The 19,704-nt window shown below is 71.0% G+C and carries 20 protein-coding genes, 1 tRNA gene, 1 other RNA gene and 1 pseudogene; 5 read left to right on the top strand and 18 right to left on the bottom strand.

Translation table 11 applies throughout. From position 1 onward, the window contains the following. Positions 1 to 123 precede the first annotated feature (123 nt). The gene (locus IT780_RS04710) at positions 124 to 3,447 is read right to left on the bottom strand and encodes a DNA polymerase III subunit gamma and tau (RefSeq protein WP_199510164.1); all 3,324 of its coding nucleotides are present in this window, start codon (positions 3,445 to 3,447) and stop codon (positions 124 to 126) included. A 71-nt stretch (positions 3,448 to 3,518) separates the two neighbouring features. Then, positions 3,519 to 3,615: signal recognition particle sRNA small type (ffs, locus tag IT780_RS04705), an RNA gene on the bottom strand. An 81-nt stretch (positions 3,616 to 3,696) separates the two neighbouring features. Between ffs and IT780_RS04700 the strand changes: the two genes are divergently transcribed. Further along, a tRNA-Ser gene (locus IT780_RS04700) sits at positions 3,697 to 3,784 on the top strand. Between the two features lie 186 nt (positions 3,785 to 3,970). On the opposite strand, the pseudogene IT780_RS43400 reads toward IT780_RS04700, so the two are convergent. The 4 genes and pseudogenes from IT780_RS43400 to IT780_RS04680 all read right to left on the bottom strand — a co-directional run. Continuing rightward, positions 3,971 to 4,442: pseudogene (locus IT780_RS43400) on the bottom strand (transposase); the annotation flags it as partial. A 93-nt stretch (positions 4,443 to 4,535) separates the two neighbouring features. Continuing rightward, on the bottom strand, positions 4,536 to 5,327 hold the full coding sequence (locus IT780_RS04690) for a metallophosphoesterase (protein ID WP_199510162.1): 792 nt from the start codon (positions 5,325 to 5,327) through the stop codon (positions 4,536 to 4,538). Continuing rightward, positions 5,324 to 5,848 (bottom strand): maleylpyruvate isomerase N-terminal domain-containing protein, encoded by a 525-nt coding sequence (locus IT780_RS04685; RefSeq protein ID WP_199510161.1) that lies wholly within the window; start codon positions 5,846 to 5,848, stop codon positions 5,324 to 5,326. The genes IT780_RS04690 and IT780_RS04685 overlap by 4 nt, the downstream gene beginning before the upstream one ends. A gap of 62 nt (positions 5,849 to 5,910) precedes the next feature. Further along, complete coding sequence (locus IT780_RS04680) at positions 5,911 to 6,981, bottom strand: ArsR/SmtB family transcription factor (protein ID WP_199510160.1); 1,071 nt, start codon at positions 6,979 to 6,981, stop codon at positions 5,911 to 5,913. Between the two features lie 686 nt (positions 6,982 to 7,667). Here IT780_RS04680 and IT780_RS04675 point away from each other — a divergent pair. Next, positions 7,668 to 8,411: a hypothetical protein gene (locus tag IT780_RS04675; RefSeq protein WP_199510159.1), complete on the top strand. Its 744-nt coding sequence runs from the start codon at positions 7,668 to 7,670 to the stop codon at positions 8,409 to 8,411. Between the two features lie 30 nt (positions 8,412 to 8,441). Here IT780_RS04675 and IT780_RS04670 read toward each other — a convergent pair whose 3' ends face one another. The 5 genes from IT780_RS04670 to IT780_RS04650 all read right to left on the bottom strand — a co-directional run bounded on the left by IT780_RS04670 (position 8,442) and on the right by IT780_RS04650 (position 11,612). After that, positions 8,442 to 8,771, bottom strand: a complete 330-nt coding sequence (locus IT780_RS04670) for an STAS domain-containing protein (protein WP_307831038.1) — start codon at positions 8,769 to 8,771, stop codon at positions 8,442 to 8,444. 94 nt (positions 8,772 to 8,865) lie between these two features. Then, on the bottom strand, positions 8,866 to 9,390 hold the full coding sequence (locus IT780_RS04665; RefSeq protein WP_199510157.1) for a DUF6886 family protein: 525 nt from the start codon (positions 9,388 to 9,390) through the stop codon (positions 8,866 to 8,868). Between the two features lie 105 nt (positions 9,391 to 9,495). Beyond that, positions 9,496 to 9,705, bottom strand: coding sequence for a hypothetical protein (locus tag IT780_RS04660; RefSeq protein WP_199510156.1), 210 nt, complete (start codon positions 9,703 to 9,705; stop codon positions 9,496 to 9,498). Positions 9,706 to 9,945: 240 nt separating this feature from the next. Next, positions 9,946 to 10,389, bottom strand: coding sequence for a universal stress protein (locus tag IT780_RS04655; protein WP_199510155.1), 444 nt, complete (start codon positions 10,387 to 10,389; stop codon positions 9,946 to 9,948). Further along, a complete protein-coding gene (locus IT780_RS04650) occupies positions 10,386 to 11,612 on the bottom strand; it encodes an SLC13 family permease (protein ID WP_199510154.1) in 1,227 nt (408 codons plus the stop codon). The genes IT780_RS04655 and IT780_RS04650 overlap by 4 nt, the downstream gene beginning before the upstream one ends. Before the next feature lie 39 nt (positions 11,613 to 11,651). On the opposite strand from IT780_RS04650, the gene IT780_RS04645 reads away from it, so the two are divergent. Next, positions 11,652 to 12,053 (top strand): glutaredoxin domain-containing protein, encoded by a 402-nt coding sequence (locus IT780_RS04645; RefSeq protein ID WP_199510153.1) that lies wholly within the window; start codon positions 11,652 to 11,654, stop codon positions 12,051 to 12,053. Here the strand turns inward: IT780_RS04645 and IT780_RS04640 are convergent. The 7 genes from IT780_RS04640 to IT780_RS04610 all read right to left on the bottom strand — a co-directional run bounded on the left by IT780_RS04640 (position 12,016) and on the right by IT780_RS04610 (position 17,892). Continuing rightward, entirely contained in the window at positions 12,016 to 12,408 is a 393-nt protein-coding gene (locus IT780_RS04640; RefSeq protein ID WP_199510152.1) for a ribosomal maturation YjgA family protein, read from the bottom strand. The genes IT780_RS04645 and IT780_RS04640 overlap by 38 nt on opposite strands. Positions 12,409 to 12,505: 97 nt before the next feature. After that, complete coding sequence (locus IT780_RS04635; RefSeq protein WP_233412248.1) at positions 12,506 to 13,111, bottom strand: maleylpyruvate isomerase family mycothiol-dependent enzyme; 606 nt, start codon at positions 13,109 to 13,111, stop codon at positions 12,506 to 12,508. 11 nt (positions 13,112 to 13,122) lie between these two features. Then, positions 13,123 to 13,572: a MarR family winged helix-turn-helix transcriptional regulator gene (locus IT780_RS04630; RefSeq protein WP_199510150.1), complete on the bottom strand. Its 450-nt coding sequence runs from the start codon at positions 13,570 to 13,572 to the stop codon at positions 13,123 to 13,125. 37 nt (positions 13,573 to 13,609) lie between these two features. Continuing rightward, positions 13,610 to 14,605: an NAD(P)-dependent alcohol dehydrogenase gene (locus tag IT780_RS04625; protein ID WP_199510149.1), complete on the bottom strand. Its 996-nt coding sequence runs from the start codon at positions 14,603 to 14,605 to the stop codon at positions 13,610 to 13,612. A 40-nt stretch (positions 14,606 to 14,645) separates the two neighbouring features. Further along, positions 14,646 to 15,494 carry a carbohydrate ABC transporter permease gene (locus tag IT780_RS04620; protein WP_199510148.1) on the bottom strand — a complete coding sequence of 283 codons (849 nt, stop codon included), beginning with the start codon at positions 15,492 to 15,494 and terminating at the stop codon, positions 14,646 to 14,648. Continuing rightward, positions 15,491 to 16,378, bottom strand: coding sequence for a carbohydrate ABC transporter permease (locus IT780_RS04615; protein ID WP_199510147.1), 888 nt, complete (start codon positions 16,376 to 16,378; stop codon positions 15,491 to 15,493). Before IT780_RS04615 ends, IT780_RS04620 begins: the two co-directional genes overlap by 4 nt. Before the next feature lie 101 nt (positions 16,379 to 16,479). Continuing rightward, entirely contained in the window at positions 16,480 to 17,892 is a 1,413-nt protein-coding gene (locus IT780_RS04610) for an extracellular solute-binding protein (protein WP_199510146.1), read from the bottom strand. 162 nt (positions 17,893 to 18,054) lie between these two features. Between IT780_RS04610 and IT780_RS04605 the strand changes: the two genes are divergently transcribed. Together IT780_RS04605 and IT780_RS04600 are read left to right on the top strand one after the other, a co-directional pair. Then, positions 18,055 to 19,002: an AraC family transcriptional regulator gene (locus tag IT780_RS04605; RefSeq protein ID WP_199510145.1), complete on the top strand. Its 948-nt coding sequence runs from the start codon at positions 18,055 to 18,057 to the stop codon at positions 19,000 to 19,002. A 176-nt stretch (positions 19,003 to 19,178) separates the two neighbouring features. Beyond that, on the top strand, positions 19,179 to 19,700 hold the full coding sequence (locus tag IT780_RS04600; RefSeq protein ID WP_199510144.1) for a tRNA adenosine deaminase-associated protein: 522 nt from the start codon (positions 19,179 to 19,181) through the stop codon (positions 19,698 to 19,700). The last annotated feature ends 4 nt before the right edge of the window (positions 19,701 to 19,704 follow it).

Genomic DNA, 19,704 nt, shown 5'->3' with positions numbered 1-19,704 from the left:
CCGTGCCCGGCCGACACGGCCGGGAACCGGGTCAGGACTCGCTGATCCGTGCCCGGCCCAGGCGGCCGCCAACCGGGTCAGGACTCGCTGATCCGTGCCCGGCCCACGCGGCCGCCAACCGGGTCAGGACTCGCTGATCTTCTCCGCACCGAAGGCTTCCCGCAGCAACTGCACGGCTTGCTGCTCACTGCTCTGCCGCGCGGTCCGTTCATCGATCACGTCGTCGAGCGGCTCGTCCCCCGGATCGAACCCTTCCCACGCGGCCCCGTCGGCAGCGCGCGGCGGGCCGTCGTACTCAGGGTCGTACGGGGCCTCCTCGGTCGGCGAACCGTCCGCCCAGGAGTCCGCCGGGCTGGTGCCGGGTTTCGCCGAGGGGCTGCCGGCGGGCGCAGCGGGGCTGCTCGGTGCGGTGCGCGCGGAGGCCACGGCCCCGGCTCCCCGGGCCGCAGCGGCTCGGGCCGCGGCCAAGCCGCTGCTCGGCGCGGGACCGCCGGCCCCGCGTCTACTCGCGGGAGCCGCCGGTGATGCGGCGGCAGTGGCGGGTGCGGCCGCCGCATTCCGGGGCGGGGCAACAGAACCGGCCGCTGCCTGCCCGGCCGGAGCAACAGAACCGGACGCTGCCTGCCCGGCCGGAGCAACAGAACCGGACGCTGCCTGCCGGGCCGGAGCAACAGAACCGGCCGCCGCCTGCCGGGCCGGGGCAATAGAGCCAGCCGCTGCCTGCGGGGCCGGAGTAACAGAGCCGGCTGCCGCCGCAGTCCCGGAGCCGACCGTCGAAGCGAGCGCGGACCCGCCGACCGGACCGGCTCCAGACTTGTCGGCCGACGTCGACGCGTCGCCCTCGGAAGCGGGCGCGGTGGGGGAAGCAGCGGCACCGGGCGCGGGGCCACCGCTCGGCGACGATGCCACAGCGGCGGCCGAGGAACTACCGGGATCGGCCGACCCGTTGACGGCCGCCGGACCGCTGGGGCCCGGGACGTCACCCGGCTCGGCCTCCCCACCCACGGCCGGTGCGCTGCCGCCCGGCCGGACCGGCTCAGGCCATTCGTCGTCCTCGTCGTCCGCCACCGCGGCCGGGGCGGCGGCCGGCGGAACAGCGGCGACGGAACCGCCGGGGCGGACCGGTTCCGGCCAGCCGCCGTCGTCGTCATCCTCGGCGGCGGCCTGCGGCGTCGTGACCGCTTCGCGGGTCGATACGGTACGAGCCTGAGCAGGCGCCACCTGCTGAGCAGCATCGGCGCGCGCCGGAGCACCGCGGCCGGCGGCCCCCCGGGCGGGGGGCGTACCTGCACCGCCCTGCGGTCCACGGCTGGAGCCCAGCGAGGGTCCGCTCTCGCCCGCGACGTCGCAGCGGATCTGCCAGCGGCCGCCGAGCGCCTCGTACAGGGCGTCGGCGATGAGTTGCGGTTCGGCGGCGACCATGCGGGCGTGCGCGGGGAAGCGGAACGTCAGGACGACGGTCTGCCCGTCGAGGTCGCGGACCGTGGCGCCCTGGGCCAGCGCGGCGATCTTCTTGCTCTTCCGGCCGACCGTACCGATGATCTCGGGCCACACCTCGCGGATGGCGGCGGCGGAGAGCTGGCCGGGCACCGCGGCGTCGGCGGCGCTGCCCAGCTCGTCGGGGGCATCCGGCATGATCCCGGCCGGCTCGGCCCGCCGCGGTTCGGGTGCGCGCGCCGGAGCGGCGGACGTGGGTGCGACCGGCTCGGGCTCCGCCGGACCGGCAGACGGTTGCGCCGGACCAGCGGGCGGTTCGGCCGGACCGGCAGACGGTTGCGCCGGACCAGCAGGCGGTTCGGCCGGACCGGCAGACGGTTGCGCCGGACCAGCGGGCGGTTCGGCCGGACCAGCAGGTGCGCCCGGACCGGTGGCGTCATGCGTCGGCGATGGGTCAGCGGCCGGCAGGTCAACCGGACCCGGCGTCGAGACGAGGGCGGAAGTCGCGCCGGCCTCGGAAGGGATGGCACCGGCGGAAGAAACGGGCACATCATCAGCCGGTGGCGCGCCAGCGGGCGCCGAGGCAGCGAATGCAGAGGCAGAAGCCGTCGAGGCGGAAGCCGTCGGGGCTGGAGCAGCCGGGGTAGGAGCCGGCGGGGCGGCGGACGCCGGGGAACCGGTACGCCGCGCAGCCGCCGCGGCCGCCGCACGCGCCGCGGACAGTCCGCCGCTGGATCCCGTGGGCGCCGCGTCCTGCGATCCCGCGCCGGTCACTGCCGCATCCGCCCCGGTCGGCCCTGTGGGCTGCGGGGACGGGTGCTCGTGGCGTACGGGATCGGCATCGGTCGTCAGCGTGAGCCGCCGCTCCATGCGCTCGAGGCGCTGGAGCAGGGCGCCGCTGGAGTCGTCCGCGCCGGGCAGGAGCATGCGGGCCGTGATCAGCTCGAGCAGCAGCCGCGGGGCGGTCGTGCCGCGCATCTCGACCAGGCCGTTGTGCACGATGTCCGCGCAGCGGGACAGGGTCGCGGGGCCGAGACGGGTGGCCTGGGCGGCCATCTGGTCGAGCTGGTCCGCGGGTCCGTCGATGAGGCCTTTCGTGACGGCGTCGGGGACCTGCTGCAGGATGATCAGGTCGCGGAGGCGCTCGAGCAGGTCGGAGGCGAAGCGGCGGGCGTCGTGGCCGGCCTCGGCCACGCGGTCGATCGTCTGGTACGCCGCGGCGCCGTCCCCGGCGGCCAGCGCGTCGCACATCTCGTCGAGGAGCGTGACGTCGGTGACACCGAGCAGCGCGACCGCCCGCGGGTAGCTGACACCCTCGGGCCCGGCGCCCGCGATGAGCTGGTCGAGCACGGACAGCGAGTCCCGGGCGCTCCCCCCGCCTGCGCGCACGACCAGCGGAAACACCGCCGGGTCGACGTGGACGCCCTCGGCCTCGGTCAGCTGCTGCAGGTACGGCCGGAGCGTCGCCGGCGGGATCAGCCGGAACGGGTAGTGATGGGTCCGCGACCGGATCGTGCCGAGCACCTTCTCCGGCTCGGTCGTGGCGAAGATGAACTTCACGTACTCCGGGGGCTCCTCGACGAGCTTGAGGAGCGCGTTGAAGCCGGCCGACGAGACCATGTGCGCCTCGTCGATGACGTAGATCTTGTAGCGGCTGCTCGCGGGCGCGAAGAACGCCTTTTCCCGCAGGTCACGCGCGTCGTCGACACCGCCGTGGCTGGCCGCGTCGATCTCGATGACGTCGATCGACCCGGCGCCGTCGTTGGCCAGCGACCGGCAGGAGGCGCACGTGCCGCACGGCTCGGGCGTCGGCCCCTGCTCGCAGTTGAGGGACCGGGCGAGGATCCGCGCGCTGGACGTCTTGCCGCACCCACGCGGGCCGGAGAACAGGTACGCATGGTGCAACCGCCCGCTGCGCAGCGCCTGCGACAGCGGCTCGGTGACGTGCTCCTGCCCGATGATCTCGGCGAACGTACGCGGCCGGTACTTGCGGTAGAGGGCCAGTGCCACTCCTGCCTCCTCTGGACGACCGCGCCATTCTCCGTCGAGGGTGTGACAAGAACAAACGCCGTGCCCCAGAAGTGAAGGACCCCTCGTGCACCCGCCAGAGCCCGCTTATCCTTGCTGCCTTCCGGCCCTGGGGAGGTTCACGGGGTACGCGCCGCACGAGGGGCTGCTGAACAGGGTACCCGGCGGCCCGGGGCCGACACGGGGTGGTCCCGGGGAAACCAGGACGACGGGGTCTGTATCCTGTCGGACGGAGGATTCGCCTAGAGGCCTAGGGCGCACGCTTGGAAAGCGTGTTGGGTTCACACCCTCACGAGTTCGAATCTCGTATCCTCCGCCAGCTCTCACCAGGGCAGACGTTGAAGGCCGGACCCGCCGGGTCCGGCCTTCGTGCTACCTGCGTCTCAGTTCCCGTCTCAGTGAAGAGAGCTGAGCCGCCCAAGCAAGGTTCATCCGGGGTGACCGCACCGCCGCGCGGACCGTCGCACGCTGCGGTCCGATCTAGTACGGCAGCCGCCGTTCGGGATCATGGCTGAAGTTCGAGATTGAGGCGGCGTGTGTGGTGGGCTCGGGCTCGGGCTTGGTGCTGGCGTCGCCAGCCTGACCAGTGCAAACGGTGGGCGAGGTCGCTGATCGGGCGGATGATGCAGGCGTTGATCAGGCGGCGGATCTCGTTGATGGTCAGCTTGATCAGCCGACTGTCGGTTGAGTCGTCGGTCGCGTCGGCGGCGCAGATCCGTCAGGACGGCGAGGGCGGCCAGGGCGAGGGTGATGAAGCGGTGCCAGGAGTCCCAGCGGCGGACCTGGCGCTGGTCGAGGCCGACCTGGCCCTTGGCGGCCTGGAAGCTTTCCTCGACGGTCCAGCGGATGCCCGCGACCCGCACGAGTTGGGCGAGGGTGGCCTGGTGTGGGGTCCAGCAGCGGTAGAAGGCCAGTTCACCGGTGGTGGTGTTCTTTCTGATCAGGAGGCTGTGCCGGCCGCCGTCGTCGGGGTCAGCGTCGGTGCACACGTCATCGAGATCACGCGGTGGCCGCCTCGCGTCCACGCCGCTTCACCAGCATGATCTCAAACGGCGGCTGCCGTACTAGGGTCAGCGGAGTTGAGTGAGCAGGATCCGGCCGCCCTCATAGACGCCGCCGTCGATGGCGATGACTCTGTCGTCGGCGTACGGCAGCGCAGCTGTGACGTCCTGCGGCGCCACGCCGAAGTGCTTGGTGAGGGTGCTGTGGCCGTGGACGAGCACGTTGCCCCCGAGCGTGCGCAGCATCATCGATACTCGATCGTCGGGTTTCGCCGACTCGGCGTCACGGAAGGCACCCCGATCGCTCATCCGGCCACAGAAGTCCAGCCATGCCGCGGGGTCGCTGGAGCCTAGGGCCATGGTGACTGCCGCGTTCACGGTGGCCACACTAGATCCTAGTTCCAGGTATCGGGCGGTGTCGGAGTGCACGAGCAGGAACCCGTCGACAACCGCGACCGCAGGCAGATGTGTCATCCACTCAATATGCTGTGGCGTCAGCCGGCGCAGGTCCTTCTCACGTCCGCCGAACCGCGCCCAGCCACCTTGAAACCCGCCGGGCTCGTCCCACCCGGCAACGGGCATGGTGCCGAACCGGTGCGCGGCGAGTAACTGCACCTCGTGGTTGCCCAACAGCGCCCCGACGTGGCCGCCCACGGCAGTTGCGGAGACTGCGAGCCGCTGGATGTCGTTGATGACGCCGATACCGTCCGGGCCGCGATCGACGTAGTCGCCGAGCAGCCACATCCGCGCGCCACCCCCGGACCAGTGCCCAGTGCGGTCGACGAGCCCGGCCTCGCCAAGCGACTCCCAGAACTCGGACCGGTGACCATGGATGTCCGCCGCCACGTACAGCGGCGTCATGCCGCTGCCGCCAGCTCACCCAAATGAATGGCCGCATGCCAGTACGGCTCATGGCCTGGGACGGTCATGACGTACTGCGCCAGCTCACTCATCGACCGTGATCTGCCGCCCGGCAGATCGACCGGCGCCAACCACCGCTCCTCATCGTATCGGCTCAGGTCGTCGATCAGCGCGCCCCGCACCACCTGGAACCGGTGCACAACCAGTTCCACGGGCAACTCCCGCCCAGCCATCACGCCCGAACGGTTGAGCCGCGTGCCGATCTGAGGCTCCTCCCAACGCGCGTCCAGGCTCCAGTGCGCACGTCCTTGGCGCGCCTCGGCCAGTACGGCGAGGTTAATCTCGTCCCACATCAGCACGTGTGCGACCAAATCACGCAGCGATTCGCAAAAGTCACCGAGAGGACCACCACGCACCCGATACCCCGCGGACACCTCCTCCTCTGTCCGATCCGCGATCCGGTCCATCAGCACGTCCCGGTCGGCGGCCAACCGCCGCATCGTCTCGCCGAGCGTCAACATGGCCGCCACGGTAGGAGGTACCGCTGGCAGGCAGCCAATGCCTGCCAGTCTTCAGCAGGGAATCACCGGCGGAGCACGCCGAGCAGGTCGGCGCCGATCGTCTGGATGGCAGACGCCTCCAGGGAGTACCGGACAAAATGCCCAACCCGCTCCGCGCGGACCAGTCCAGCGGCGCGCAGAGCGGACAGGTGCTTGGTCACCGCGGTCTCGTCGAGGCGCCAGAGTCGGGCGATCTCCCGGGCTGACCTGGGCTCGACCGCGATGGCGCGGCACACCTCCAGGCGCGCCGGATGAGCGAGCACGTCGAGCCGCCGCAGGGCCAGTCGCCGGTCGGCCGCACGCTCCGGCGGCGGGAACGGGTAATGCACCACCACCGGACGGCCCGCCTCGTCGGCGACGTACACGTGTGGAGTGCCGAAGACGGTCGGAACCAGCACCAGCCCACGTTCGGACACCGCCAGTGACTTGCTCTGCACCTTGTCTATGGCGACGCGGCCGTCCTCACCGACGGCGATCGCAGGAGACAAGCCAGACAAGGCGGCGCGGAGGTCGCCGCGCGCACTCGTGCCCAACCGCGACCGCACCTCACCACACAGCGCGGGCTCGATTTGGCGCCACTCGGCCGCAAAGAAGGCCGACCAGCAGCCCTCCAGAAGGCCGACCACGGCGGCCTGCGCCGCGCCAGGCTTCTCCAGGACCAGCCGCACCGCCCGCACCGCCCCCGCTCCCCGAGCCCGCGTCAGAGCCACCAATTCGGCACGCACGCGATGGTCGGCCAAGTCGCCGGATCGACCGCCCACTCGCAGCAGCGGTCGAAGCATCGCAGCAGCGAACTGTGCGGGAGGCATCCTCCGCAGCGCCGTCACCGCCTGATCCCAGCCGGAGGCTAGCGGCAGCGTCGGATCCGCGAACACCGTCGCGCGGACCGCCCGTACCGCGAACGACCATGCGTCCAACTCTGCGGCCAGGTCGTCTGGCAACTCACCGAGGACTCGCGCCGCCCACTCCCCACGCTCCGGGTGATGCTCAGCACCGACCAGCACATGCCACGCCCAGGCCAGCTCCACCATCGGCGAGACCGCGAACGTCACCGCTGGGGCCCGACCTGCAGGAAGCTGCAACGTGATCGGCACGACCACACCCTAATGGTCGCTAAGCAGCACGATGAACCCCGCGTTGGCAGCGGCCCGACCTCTAATGGTGGATCGAGTTATGGTGGATCGAGCCACGCCACACCCTGCTTACCCGTGACCTTCGGGGGCGAGCTGCACGGTTTGTCGCAACATGCTGGACGGAACCCATTCGCCGCCATCTGGTAGGCACGATCTCGAACGGCGGCTGCCGTACTAGGAGAGAACATCCGTCACCCCTCCGGCCGACCATCGTCGTAGATGGCCAGCGAAGCGCGTAGCTTCTCCGCGATGCGATCGGTCTCAGCGACTGATCGCTCGGGAACATCGCCCCAGTTTGTTCCTCCGCCGGGAAGAGTTCCTGCTACGTGGAAGTGCACGTGCGGGATCGCTTGATGCGCCGGAACACCGTTATTTTGCCAAACGGCGATGCCCGGACCCGCGGGTCCGGCCTTTTCGCTTCCCCGGCGCCCCGACCAGGCCGTTCTGCCTTTCGGCGGATGGCAGGACCGCTGCTGATCGGTGCGGTTTGCGATCATGGGAGCCCTCAAGCCGTGGCACGTCCTGCTGGTGCTGGTGTGCGTCGTCGCCGTCGTCTCCATCGCCGCCGCCCTGGTGGCTTTGATGCTGAAGAACCGCCGACGCTGAGGGGACAGCGGCGCTGGCGCGTACGGCGTACCTTCTTGATCATGTTGAGCCGCCTGATGGCCGCCACCGCCCGCCACCGGCGCCTCATCGTGGCCGTCGAGCTGGCCGTGGCGGTTGTCCTGGTCGTTCTCAACGCCCGCCGCGCCGACGTGACCCGGACGCTCTTCCCCTGGGAGGTCGGCGTCGTGCTGCTCGGCGGCGCTCTGGCGATCGCGGCGTTCAACCGGCGGCCCACGACCCTCGAAGTCGCTCCCGACCTGCGCGCGTTCGCGACGCCGGTCGGCCCCGGCACGGTCTTCCTGCTGGGCGCGTGGGTGCCGATCGCGAGCTCGAACGTGGGTTCGGGCCTGCGCGACGTGGCGGGCCGCGAGGATCTGTGGCAGCTCGACCTGGCCTCCCTGGTCTGCTACGCGGTGGCGCTCGTTCTGCTCGTGCGAACCCTGTGGATCAACCCCGGCCTCGAGCTGCGTCACGACGGTGTGCTGGATCGCTCGGTGGCCGGGTCGCTGTTCGTTCCGTGGGACGCGTTCGACCTCGAGCGTCCCGCGTATCCGACCGGCAAGCCCGGCCAGCTGGAGTTCGCCTACCGGAATCCCGAGCTGGTGCAGCGTCGAGGGCTTCCGCCTGGCCGGAAGGTGCGGACCGTGACCAATGTCGACCTGTGGTTCCTGTCCCGGGCCATTCACCACTACGTCACCCAGCCCGGGCACCGGGCGGCGATCGGCGCGGAAGCGGAGTACGGACGCCTCCGGCAGAGCCTCCAGGTCACGCCGGAACAGGGCTGACGTCCCGACGAAGAGGCCGGCGCGCGCTCGCTAGATGCGGGCCGCCGCGATGGCGTCGTCGACCTCGGGGAAGATCGCGAAGTAGCGGCTCAGCCCGACCGTGTCGAGCAGCTCGGTGACGAACGGGTTGGCGCCGGCGAAGCTCAGCCAGCCGCCGCGGGCGACGATGACCTGCTTGGCGGTGATGAACGCGCTCAGCCCCACGGAGTCGCAGAACTTGAGGTCGCAGAGGTCGACGACGATCCGCGGGACCGGGCGTTCGAGCAGGTCGGCGATGAGGTCGTGGAGTCTCGAGGCGGTGCCGGCATCGAGTTCGCCGCTCAGGCGGAGCACGGCGACTTCGGTACGGTGATCGGTCACAGTGGCCTGCATGGGATCGCTTTCGTCCTGGTTGCGCGGCTCCTCAATCTAGAGCGGTTTGATCATCGGACGGCGCACACCCCGTCCGTCCGGTTTACGAACGAGGATCCGCATTGCGCAGCCGGATGCCGCTGACCTGCAGCGATGAGGCGACGATCAGGTCCCAGAGGGGCCACAGCTCCCGGACGAGCCGCAGTTCGATGCCGGCTTCCTCGTGCAGGGCGAGCAGGTCACCGACCGGCTCGGGCGGCCCGAGGGGCTGCACCGGCTCGGTGGCGACCATCGCGTACGGCCGCGGTGCCCCGATCGGACGGAACGGCGCGGCGTCGAAGCGGTACGCGTACACCCGGGCGGTCTGCATCCGGTGCAGCCAGCCGTACTCGATGGCGTGCACGCGGCCCGCGACGAGGAGGCGGCGGTCGGCGTCCACGGTGTCCGGTCCGGGCCACGCCATCACCCGCGGGCAGTCGCGGGGAAACCAGTAGGAGGGCGCCTGCTCGGCGTCGAGGGCCCACACGTACGGGTCGGGCTCGGCGGCGGTGGCCGCGACGTGCGGCTCGAAGCGGGCGATGTGCGGGTCCTCGGAGAAGTGCAGCACCTGACCGGCAACGGGACGCATGTCGAGGTTGTAACAGAACCGGGCCGGACCCCGTGGGAGGGTCCGGCCCGGTCAACGGCTGGCCGAGAGAAAGTCAGATGCGGCGCAGCCCGGCGGCTCCTGGCGTCAGATCTGACGCCACCGCCAGCGTGGACCGCGCCACGCGTCAGCCAGGATCAGCGCGGAGGCCTTACCCGGACACTGCTGCACCTTGGATTTGCCCTGGGGGCCGCCCATCTGGGCTTCGACCTCCCAGACTTCTCCATTGGTGCGGACGTAGACGTCCCGGCGCGCGAGCCGGACGTCACCATTCCACCAGTGCTGCTCAACTCTCACACGTCAACTTTACGACAGACATAGACAACTCTGCGCGATGCGAATCTGCGAAAGTTTTTCGCCGGGTGGCCGGAGCGAGTTGTCCGATCCGGTGGTTTTCCGCCTGATACCTTGCGTCACGGCGACATATTAGGGCGGCGTCTTAACAGACACTCTCCGTGGTTGTCGCAGGTCGGAGGTTCGTACCCGATTCGACGTAACGGTACCGACACGTGCGCGTCATCCGACCAGGGCAGATGATCATGGAATCGAGCCGAGCGGCGGCGGCGAGCCGGGCCAGACGAGAAGAACTCGGCACGGTGCGTGATCGAGCACAAAACGCGTACGGTGGCCCAGGCTGCGGGGTCCGAGGCGTCGCTGATCACCGTCACGGGCCACGATCAACAGGTCCGCGGAGGCGCACGAGGCCAGCACTTCGTGTTCAGGACGACCACGCAGAGTGAGAACTTCGGCCGGCCGGTCGAGCCGTTCCGCGGCCGCGGTCAGCAACCGGCGTTCGGCCGCCGCGAGGAGCTCCGCGGGGTCGGCGCCGGCGACCCGGCCCAGCAGCCCGGCGGACCCGCTCAGCGCCGCCTCGGTGCCCACATCGGAGACATGCAGCAGCGTGACGTCACCGGGAAGGTCGCGCGCCGCGTCGATGCACGCTTCCCACGTGCCCTCGTCGAGCCACACCAGGATCTTCACAGCCCCGACACTCGCAGACCCAGCCACAGCGACGCCACCCCCACGAGCAGACAGGCCGGAACGGTCAGCGCGCCGAGCCGCAGGAACTCCCCCGTCACCGGCGGCGCGCCACGGTGGTGCAGGATCCGCCGCCAGAGCAGGGTCGCGAGCGAACCCACGTACGTGAGGTTGGGTCCGATGTTGGCGCCCAGCAGGACCGCCAGCACCAGGCCCGGGGAGTGCGCGGCCAGCGGCAGCAGCATCAGCGTCGCGGGCAGGTTGTTGAGCAGGTTCGCCAGCACGGCGGCCAGGCCCGCCATGAGCAGCAGGCCGAGCAGGTCCGGCCGGTGCGGCGCCACACGGTCGACGATCGTGCCGAACCCGCCGCGGCTCACCGCCAGCACCACGACGCCCAGCGCCAGGACGAAAAGACAGAAACCCGGATTGGCCTTGCGTACGAGCGTCCCGACCGGCTCCCTCTGGCGTACGGCGAGAACGAGCGCACCGCCCAGCGCGACCCATGCCGGATGCACGCCCACCGGCCCGCTGATCGCGAACCCGGCCAGCGTCAGCCCGAGTACGACCAGGGCGAACCGCGGCGGCCGCTCCACCGGCACATCGGCGGGGCGCGGCGGCGTACCGAGGTCGTCGGCGAAGAAGCGGCGCAGGATGAGGTACTCGACCGCGATGACGGCGAGCCACGGCAGGGCCATCAACCCGGCGAACGTCAGGAATGACAGGCCGGCGGCCGACATCGCGAGCAGGTTCGTGAGGTTGGACACCGGCAGCAGCAGGGAGGCCGAGTTCGCCAGGTGGTTGCAGGCGTACACGTGCGGCCGCGGGCGTACGGCCAGCGTCGACGCAGTGGCGAAGACCACCGGGGTCAGCAGCACGACGGTGGCGTCGAGGCTGAGCGCCGCGGTCACCACGGACGCGATGACGAAGACGAGCCCGAGCAGCCGCTGCGGCGACCCGCGACTCCAGCGGGCGGCGATCGTGCCGGCGTACCGGAAGACCCCGGCCTCGTCGGCGAGGTAGGCCAGCAGCAGCACCGCCGCGAGGAAGCCGACCGTCGGGCCCAGCTCGGCCAGTTCCCGTACGGCGTCGCGCCACGGGACGAGCCCGGCCACCACCGCGACGACGGCGGCAGGCACCGCGGCAACTGCCTCGGGCAGCCCCCGCGGCCGGGCGACGGCGAAGCCGAGCACGCCGACCAGCAGGACGAGCGAGGCCACGGTGATCACAAGCGGCCCCTGGTGCCCGAATACCGTAGCGTCGAAACCATGCTCCGCCGCTGGCTCCTCGCCGCCGTCCTGCTCACGCTCGGCGTCATCCTCGCCATGACGTCGGGATGGCCGTTCCTCATCGTGTTCGCGCTGCTCGCGCTGGTGGCCTCCCCGCTGCTGTTCCCGCGCTCCATCCCGGCCGCCGAAGCCCAGCGGCGCAGCGCCGCGGACGGCCGGGCGATCGTCTACTGGCGGCCCGGCTGCCCGTTCTGCGTCCGCCTGCGCGCCACACTCGGTCTGCGGTCACGCCGGGCCCACTGGGTCGACATCTGGCGGGACCCGGAGGGCGCGGCGGCCGTCCGGGCCGTCGCGGACGGCAACGAGACGGTCCCTACGGTCATTCTGGCCGGCACCCCGCACGTCAACCCCGACCCGCGGTGGCTGCGATCCGCGCTCTGAGCAGCATGTGCACCACCACCAGCGGTACGACGCCCACGGGATACCAGGCCACGTCCGCCCAGTCGAAGTGCGACCCGAGCACCAGCCGCGCGATCAGGCTCCGCTCGGACAGCCCGGCCGGTACGCCGCTGAGCTGGAATGCCTCAACCGCCCAGCAGAGGGCGACCGCGACAATGCCGGCCGGGAGGGGCGCTGTCGCCGGCCGTAGGACGAGCACGCCGGCGTAGATCATCGACGCGTAGAGCGCGGTGCCGGCATTCTGCGCGAAGGACCCGCCGGCTCCGGCGCGGACGGCGAGCCCGAGGCCGACGATCAGGACGGCACCGCTGAGGGCGACCGCCCGGCTGCGCAGCATGCGTTGCTCCCTTGTATCAGCGTCCGCCGGAAGCGGCGTGCCCAGGCCGGGACGGCACCGCCCCGGCGTGTGTCACGGGCGCTTGCTGCGCCCGTACCTAAATGATCAGTTTTCCGACGCCCGGGCCGCGCAGATCGGCGAGGGCGACCGACCGCCCGGCCGCGGCCATGGCCAGGGCCTCGACGGGCCCGGCGACCTCGGCGCCGGATCCCCAGTCGCGGCCGGTGTCGGTCGCGACCAGGCGGAGTCCGCGCAGGCGGCCCGGCCGGACCAGCGCCGGCGCGACGGACGGCGAGGTCAGGTAGTCCATGAGGACGTGCCAGTGCTCGACGGGCACGTCGGCGTCCAGGCCGAGCGGCCGAGCGATGTCGCGCAGGTGCAGGCAGGTGTCGGCGAACGGCCCCATCGGGCCGACACGCGGTGGGACCACCCGGTCGCCGGCGTGGTCCCGCAGCAGCCGGACCAGCTCGGTGGGCGGCCGGCGAGCGAGGCGCCGGGTGAGATGGTCGACGGTCCGGTCGGTGTCGCCGCGGTAGCGCATCGCGGTGAGGAGGAACCGACCGAATCCGATCAGTATGGGCTGGACGAGGTGCGCCGCCATGTGCCGGACCGTCCACCCGGCACACAGGGTCGGATGGTCCCACCGCGCATCGTCGAGGGAGTCGAGGACGTCGGCGATCAACCGGCGGTTGGCCGTGGTCATCTCGAAGATCGTCATTCGGCGGCCCGCTTCCGGACGTCGCGGCCCAGCGCCTGCAGCACCCGGGTCGCGGTGGCGATGTCTTCGGGGGTGCACTCGGGTGCCATCGCCGCGAGGTGGCGCAGATCATCGGCGTGGACGTGGGCGAAGACGTCGGCACCCGCCGCGGTGAGGGCGACGAGGACGGACCGCCGATGGGCCGGGTTCACGCGGATCTCGACGTGCCCGAGCCGGACCAGGTCGTCGACATGGCGCTGGACCCCCTGCCGCGCCAGGTCGAGCCGGGTGGCGATGGCCGGTACGGTCGCCGGGCCGGCCTCGGACAGGACCTCCAGGACGGCCCGCATCCCCACCGTGAGGTGGTACGGCCGCAACGCCGCCTCGACCACCCGGGCGGAGTTGAGCGTGAGCGGGCGGACGTGGCGCAGCAGGTCGTACAGCGCGGCCCCCCGGTCGACGGACATGACAACAATGATGTCATGTCCGACGACCGCTCGTCCATCACTTGTGCGGCTGGACGATCACCTTGATCGAGCCGGGCACCTCGCGGGCGGCGGTCAGGGCGAGGTGGGTGTCCCGCAGCCCGTAGTGGGCCGTGACCAGCGCGTCCAGGTCGACGCGGCCCGAGGCGGCGAGGTGGATGGCGGTCGGCCAGGTGTTCGCGTAGCGGAAGACGCCGGTGAGGACGATCTCGCGCATCTGCAGCTCGGCCACCGGGATCAGGAGCTCGTCGGCGCCCATTCCGATGAGGACCGCCCGTCCGGCGCGGCCCAGGGCGCGCAGGCCGGACATCACCGCCGCGGTGGAGCCGGAGCACTCCAGCAGGACGGTCGGCGCCGGTTGGTGCTCGTCCAGGGCCGTCCGGGTCGCGCCGCAGGCCCGGGCGACCTCGAGCCGGTCCGGGTTGATGTCGAGCACGGTGACGTCGGTGGCCCCGTAGGCCCGGGCGGTCTGCAGGGCCAGCAGCCCGATGGGGCCGGCCCCGGTGACCAGCACCCGGTCGCCGGGGCGTACGCGCGCCTTCTCGCACGCCCACACGGCCACCGACAACGGCTCCAGCAGCGCCGCGGCGTCGTCGCTGACCTCGTCGGGCACCGGGTGGGCGAAGGCGGCGTGGACGGTGACGAGCTCGGCGAAGGCACCGTCCACCGGCGGGGTCGCGAAGAACCTCATCCGGTGGCAGAGGTTGTAGCGGCCGGCCAGGCATTCCGGGCAGGTGAGATCGGGTACGCCGGGCTCGATCGACACCCGCTGCCCGACGTGCCGGTCGGTCACCCCGGCCCCGACGGCTTCGATCACGCCGGCGGCCTCGTGGCCGAGCACCAGCGGCGCCTCGACGACGAAGTGCCCGATCCGGCCGTGGTCGTAGTAGTGGGTGTCCGATCCGCAGACGCCGACCGCCGTGACGCGTACCAGCACCTCGCCCGGGCCGGGTTGCGGCGCGGGCCGTTCCTCGACGATCAGATCCAGCGGCTCACGCAGGACGGCAGCACGCATGACGGGTTCCTTCCGCAGGGGGACGGGGCTGCTCGGGCGGTCATTCACCGGTGACCGCGCCGAGGGACAGCCCGCTGACGAGGTGGCGCCGCACCGCGAGGCCGGCGATGAGCATGGGTACGGCGACCACGACGGCCAGCGCCGACAGCAGCCCCCAGTCGATGCCGCTCTGGGTGACCAGGGCGCCGGCGGCCTGCGGCAGGGTGGCCGTGTCCGGGCCGCTCAGCGCCGAGGAGAAGGCGTAGTCGTTCCAGCTGAAGACCATGCAGAGGACGGCGGTCGTCACGATGCCGGCACGCGCCATCGGCAACGAGACGGTGCGGAACCGGCGCCACTTGGTGCAGCCGTCGAGCAGCGCCGCCTCCTCGACCGACTCCGGGATGCGGGCGAAGAACGCCGACATCAGCCAGATCGCGAACGGCAGGTTGAAGCTCAGGTGGGCGAGGACCAGCCCGGGGATCGTGTTGACGAGCCCGGCGCCACGGAACATGACGAACAGCGGGACGAGGACCGCCGCGATCGGCGCCATCCGGGTGGAGAGGACCCAGAAGGCGACGTCGCGCTTGTACCGCGACGCCCAGTGGGTGAGGCCGTACCCGGCCAGGCAGCCGAGGACCACCGCGATCACGGTGGACACGCCGGTGACGACCAGGCTGTTCACCAGGTACGCGCCCACGCGGTTGCCGCCGAGGAACAGGTTGCGGAAGTTGTCCAGGGTCGGCGTGAAGCTGATCGTCGGGTGGCTCGTACGGATGGCCGTGTCGGGCTTGAACGCGGTCAGCAGCATCCACAGCAGGGGCAACCCGGCCCACACCGCGATGACGACGGCCAGCGCGGGCACGAGCAGGCGGCTCATCGAGCGGGCTGCCGGAGGCCTGATGGTGGTCATCCGCGGTCACCTCCGTCCCCCGCGGCGATCGACGGGCGTTCGCCGAAGAACCGCAGGAAGATCCGGGCCATCACGATCGAGAAGGCCAGCATCGTCAGGCCCAGCACCGCGGCCTTGCCGAGCTGGTTGTTGAATCGGAAGGCGAACTCGTACAGCTTGATCGGAATGATCTTGGTGGCGTCGGCCGGTCCGCCGTTGGTGGTGGCGACGACGATGTCGAAGTACCGGATGGCGTCCATGGACCGGACCAGCAGCGCCACCAGGATGATCGGCTTCATCTGCGGCAGGATGATCGAGACCAGCGTCCGGAGGTAGCCGGCGCCGTCCACCGTCGCGGCCTCCAGGGTCGCCGGCGGCACCGCGGTGAGTCCCGCCAGCAGGATCAGGGCCACCAGCGGCGTCCACTGCCAGACGTCGATGGAGACGATCGTCGGCAGCGCGGTCGACGGCGAGGCGAGCAGGTCGTCGCCGAGGCCCACGCCCTGCAGGATCTTCGCGTACAGGCCGATGGTGGAGTCGAGCATGAACCGGCCGAGCAGGCCCACCAGCACCGGCGCCAGGAACATCGGCAGCAGGACGATCGACAGCACCACCGAACGGGCCCGGACCAGCTGGTGCAGGACGAGCGCCACGGCGAGCCCGAGCAGCATCTCCAGCCCGACGATGGCGACGAAGTAGACCAGCGACCGGGCCCAGGAGGCCCAGATGGCGCCGTCGCCCAGCACCGCCGACCAGTTGTCGGCACCGGTGAAGGTCAGCGACACCCCGCCGAGGGTGCGGACCTTCGCGAAGCTCATCGCGATCAGGATCACGAACGGCACCCAGGACAGTACGAACAGCACGGTGAGGGCCGGCGCCATCATCGCGAACTCGAACGTCTTCAACCCACGGGGCGGGCGCGCTCGCCGCCGGGCCCGGCCCGCGCGCGCCGGCGGAACCGCGCGGGTTCTCAGCGTCGTGCGGGGCGCCGTGTCGAGGCCGGCGCTCACTGCATGGCCTTCTGCATCTGCTGCTGCATCGCGGCCATGGTGGCGGCCGGGTCGGCGCCGCGGGTGAGCATCTTCGACAGTTCCGTGAAGATGATCGTGTCCAGCTCGACCCACTGGGCGACCTTCGGCCGCAGCCCGATGTTCTCCGCCTGCCAGGCCTTGAGCACAGTCTCGGCCGTACGGATGTTGGGGAACTTGGACGGGCTCTTGCCCTCCTCGGCCTTCACCTCGGGCAGCTCGTAGACCGAGGTGCGGGTCGGGGTGCCACCGCCGACCTTCGAGCCCAGGCTCATCAGCTGGGTCTGCGGCGAGGTGGCCCAGTTGACGAACAGCCACGCCGCCCCGAGCTCGTCGCCCTTGGCGTTGGCGTTGATCCCGATGCCGGTGCCGCCGAAGATGTGCGCCCGCCGGGCCGGCCCCTTGGGCAGCAGCGCGTACCCGACCTTGCCGGGGAAGGCCTTCTCCTCGCCGGCCGCGAACTCGTGCCAGTTCGGGCACATGGCGATCTCCCCGGCGACGAAGGCGTCGGCCAGGCCGGTCCAGTCCCAGGTCGTCGACGACGGGTGGGCCACCTTGAGCAGGTCGCGGTAGAACGTCGCCGCGGCCACGCCCGCCGGCGAGCCGACCGTCACGGCGCCGGGCTCCTCGGATCCGCGCAGGCCGAGGCTCTGCCCCTTCTCGAAGTAGTCCCCGCCGAACGACCACAGCACGTTGGAGAAGTCGCACTGCAGCGCGTCGTGCTGCTTGGCCTGGGCGCCGATGCCGTACGCCACGTCGCTGCGGGCGTTCTCGTTGAACCACTTGGCGACCGCGAGGTACTGCTGCCAGGTCATGGAGTCCGAGGGGGTCGGGTCGAAGCCGAGGTCGGCCTTGGCCCGGGGTCCGTACTTCTCGAAGAGGTCCTTGCGGTAGTGCAGGATCATCGTCGGCGCGTCGTACGGCAGCGCGAAGAGCTTCTTGTCGTCGATGAACGACCCCGTCGCCTGCAGCTGCGTGTCGATGAAGTCGCCGAGCCCCTTGTCGACCGCGGGATAGTTGCCGCTGTCCAGGAGCGGCCGGAGGTCGGCCAGGCCGTCCGCCATAGGCGCCAGGATCTGGTACGGGTCCGCGTAGATCACGTGGTTCTGCGCCGTGCCGGAGGAGAAGTCGAGCTTGCACTTCTCCACCACCTTGTCGAGCTCCATCTGCTGGACCTTCACCGTGATGCCGGTCAGCTGCTCGAACGGGGCCAGGTTCGCCGCGATGGCGGCGGACGGCGAGGTGTTCTCCGAGATGAAGTTGATCGTGGTGCCGCTGAACTGCTTCCAGGGGTCGCCGCCGCCCGCGGTGCCCTTCGGGGTCTCCGTCTTCTCGCCGGTCGAGCACGCCTGCAACGCGAAGAGCGCGGCGAGCGAGGCACCGCCCGCCAACAGCTGCCGGCGGCTAATTGCATCAGTCCTTGGCGCCATACCGATCACCTCACTGGTTGCCGTCCTGGTTACAGCGAAGTTAAATGGGCGCCACAGCCGAAACTAGTGCCATAGATCACAGCTTCTGATACTTATATGCACCCACCGGACGGAGGTCGTGGCTTGAACACCCACGTCGAACGCGCCCGTCGGCTGGTCGGCCAGACCGCGGCCCGCGAGATCATTCCCGCCGTCCCGGACCAGACCGGCCGCTGGCTCATGCACGGGTACCCCGACCCCGTCGCGCGCTGGAACCACCACCCGGAGCTGGAGGTTCACCTGCTCCAGCACGGGTCCGGCTGGTACATCGTGGGCGACCGGATCGGCAGATACTCCCCGGGCCAGCTCGTCCTGGTCGGCTCGCACCTGCCGCACAACTGGATCAGCGACATCGAGCCGGGAGCCCACATCGCCGACCGCGACGTGGTCTTCCAGTTCCACCCGCAATGGGTCAAGGACGCGCAGTCACTGCTCCCCGAGCTCGCCGCGCTGGAGCCGCTGCTGAGCCGAGCCACCCGCGGCATCGAGTACTCCGGCGCGTCCGCCCAGCGCGGCACGGCCGAGCTCATGGCGATCGGCGGCAGCACCGGGATGGCCCGGCTGCAACACATCACCACCCTGCTCCGGACCCTCGCCGAGGCGCCGGCCGACGAATACCGGCTGCTCGCCAGCCCGGGCATCGTCCCGCCCAGCGACCACCAGGCGAGCCGCATCGTCGACCTGGCCATGCGCGAAGTGCTCACCAACCTCAACGGGACGGTCAGCCTGAGCTCCATCGCGGCCCGGGTGGGCATGTCGCAGTCCGGCTTCTCCCGCTACTTCACCCGCGCCACCGGACAGTCGTTCAGCGACACCCTGCGCAAGCTCCGCCTGGCGAAAGCGCGGCAGATGCTGGCCTTCACCGACGACCCGATAACGAAGATCGCCCGCTCCAGCGGCTACAACAACCTCTCGAACTTCAACCGTCAGTTCCGGGCAGAACACGGCGTGACGCCGACCGAGTACCGCGACGGCGCCGGGCCGTCCCGCGGGGAGCGCGGCGACCCCGACGAAGGCCGGACGGCGGCGTGATCCGGCCGGGACGGCAGCGGCGGGGCGTGTGCCACGCCCGCTCCGCTGTGGCCGTACCTGAGAAAAAGCGGGACCACCCACGGCCGGTCTTTGTCTCCTTCGGGGCGTGGCGCTGCGCTGCGGCCGATGCAGGGGCTACCGTCACTCGCTGAGAACACATGTTCGTGGGGGGATTCGTGTCGACTTTCGCTGCCGCCGTCGCCCGGGGCAAGAACGGCTGGACGGCGTCCGAGGTGGAGCTCACCGGGGCGGCCGACATCGAGGAGGTCGTGGACCGGCTGCGTGACGCCGAGCCCGACGCCGAGCTGTCGCTGCTCTTCGTCGAGGCCGACGATCAGTATCTGGTGATCCTGCGGCTGGACGAGGGCGAGGATCTGCGGATCTTCGGGTCCGACTCGGCGTACGCCGACGAGTCGCGGCTCGGGGCGCTGCTGCTCGCCGACGTGGAGACGCCGGCGTTGGAGATCGACGACCTGGCCGCGCCGCCGGCCGGGGACGACGACGAGGACGACCGGCCCGCCGCCGACCCCGACGCCGACCCGGTCGGGGACGTGGAGCTCCTCGCCGACCTGGGGATCGGCTCGCACCGGCTGCTGGCGCTCTGCGGCCTCGAGGGCATGATGCCCTCCGACGTGACCGCCGAGATCTGCCAGAAGCTGGGCTGCGGGGACGAGCTGGAAGAGCTGCGCGACGCGTGAGCGT

The organism is Nucisporomicrobium flavum, assembly GCF_016464385.1.
GTDB lineage: Bacteria > Actinomycetota > Actinomycetes > Mycobacteriales > Micromonosporaceae > Actinoplanes > Actinoplanes flavus_A.
This window is presented reverse-complemented; position numbering and strand designations above follow the sequence as displayed.

Excerpts from the sequence above, each read along its gene's own strand:
- IT780_RS04640 (WP_199510152.1), bottom strand. The coding sequence starts at position 12,408 with ATGCTGCGCAGCCGGGCGGTCGCCCTCAGCGGTGCCGTCCTGATCGTC.
- IT780_RS04625 (WP_199510149.1), bottom strand. The coding sequence starts at position 14,605 with ATGCGTGCTGCCGTCCTGCGTGAGCCGCTGGATCTGATCGTCGAGGAA.
- IT780_RS04665 (WP_199510157.1), bottom strand. The coding sequence starts at position 9,390 with ATGCGTCCCGTTGCCGGTCAGGTGCTGCACTTCTCCGAGGACCCGCAC.
- IT780_RS04690 (WP_199510162.1), bottom strand. The coding sequence starts at position 5,327 with ATGACGCCGCTGTACGTGGCGGCGGACATCCATGGTCACCGGTCCGAG.
- IT780_RS04685 (WP_199510161.1), bottom strand. The coding sequence starts at position 5,848 with ATGTTGACGCTCGGCGAGACGATGCGGCGGTTGGCCGCCGACCGGGAC.
- IT780_RS04675 (WP_199510159.1), top strand. The coding sequence starts at position 7,668 with ATGTTGAGCCGCCTGATGGCCGCCACCGCCCGCCACCGGCGCCTCATC.
- IT780_RS04635 (WP_233412248.1), bottom strand. The coding sequence starts at position 13,111 with ATGACCACGGCCAACCGCCGGTTGATCGCCGACGTCCTCGACTCCCTC.
- IT780_RS04630 (WP_199510150.1), bottom strand. The coding sequence starts at position 13,572 with ATGTCCGTCGACCGGGGGGCCGCGCTGTACGACCTGCTGCGCCACGTC.
- IT780_RS04620 (WP_199510148.1), bottom strand. The coding sequence starts at position 15,494 with ATGACCACCATCAGGCCTCCGGCAGCCCGCTCGATGAGCCGCCTGCTC.
- IT780_RS04645 (WP_199510153.1), top strand. The coding sequence starts at position 11,652 with ATGCTCCGCCGCTGGCTCCTCGCCGCCGTCCTGCTCACGCTCGGCGTC.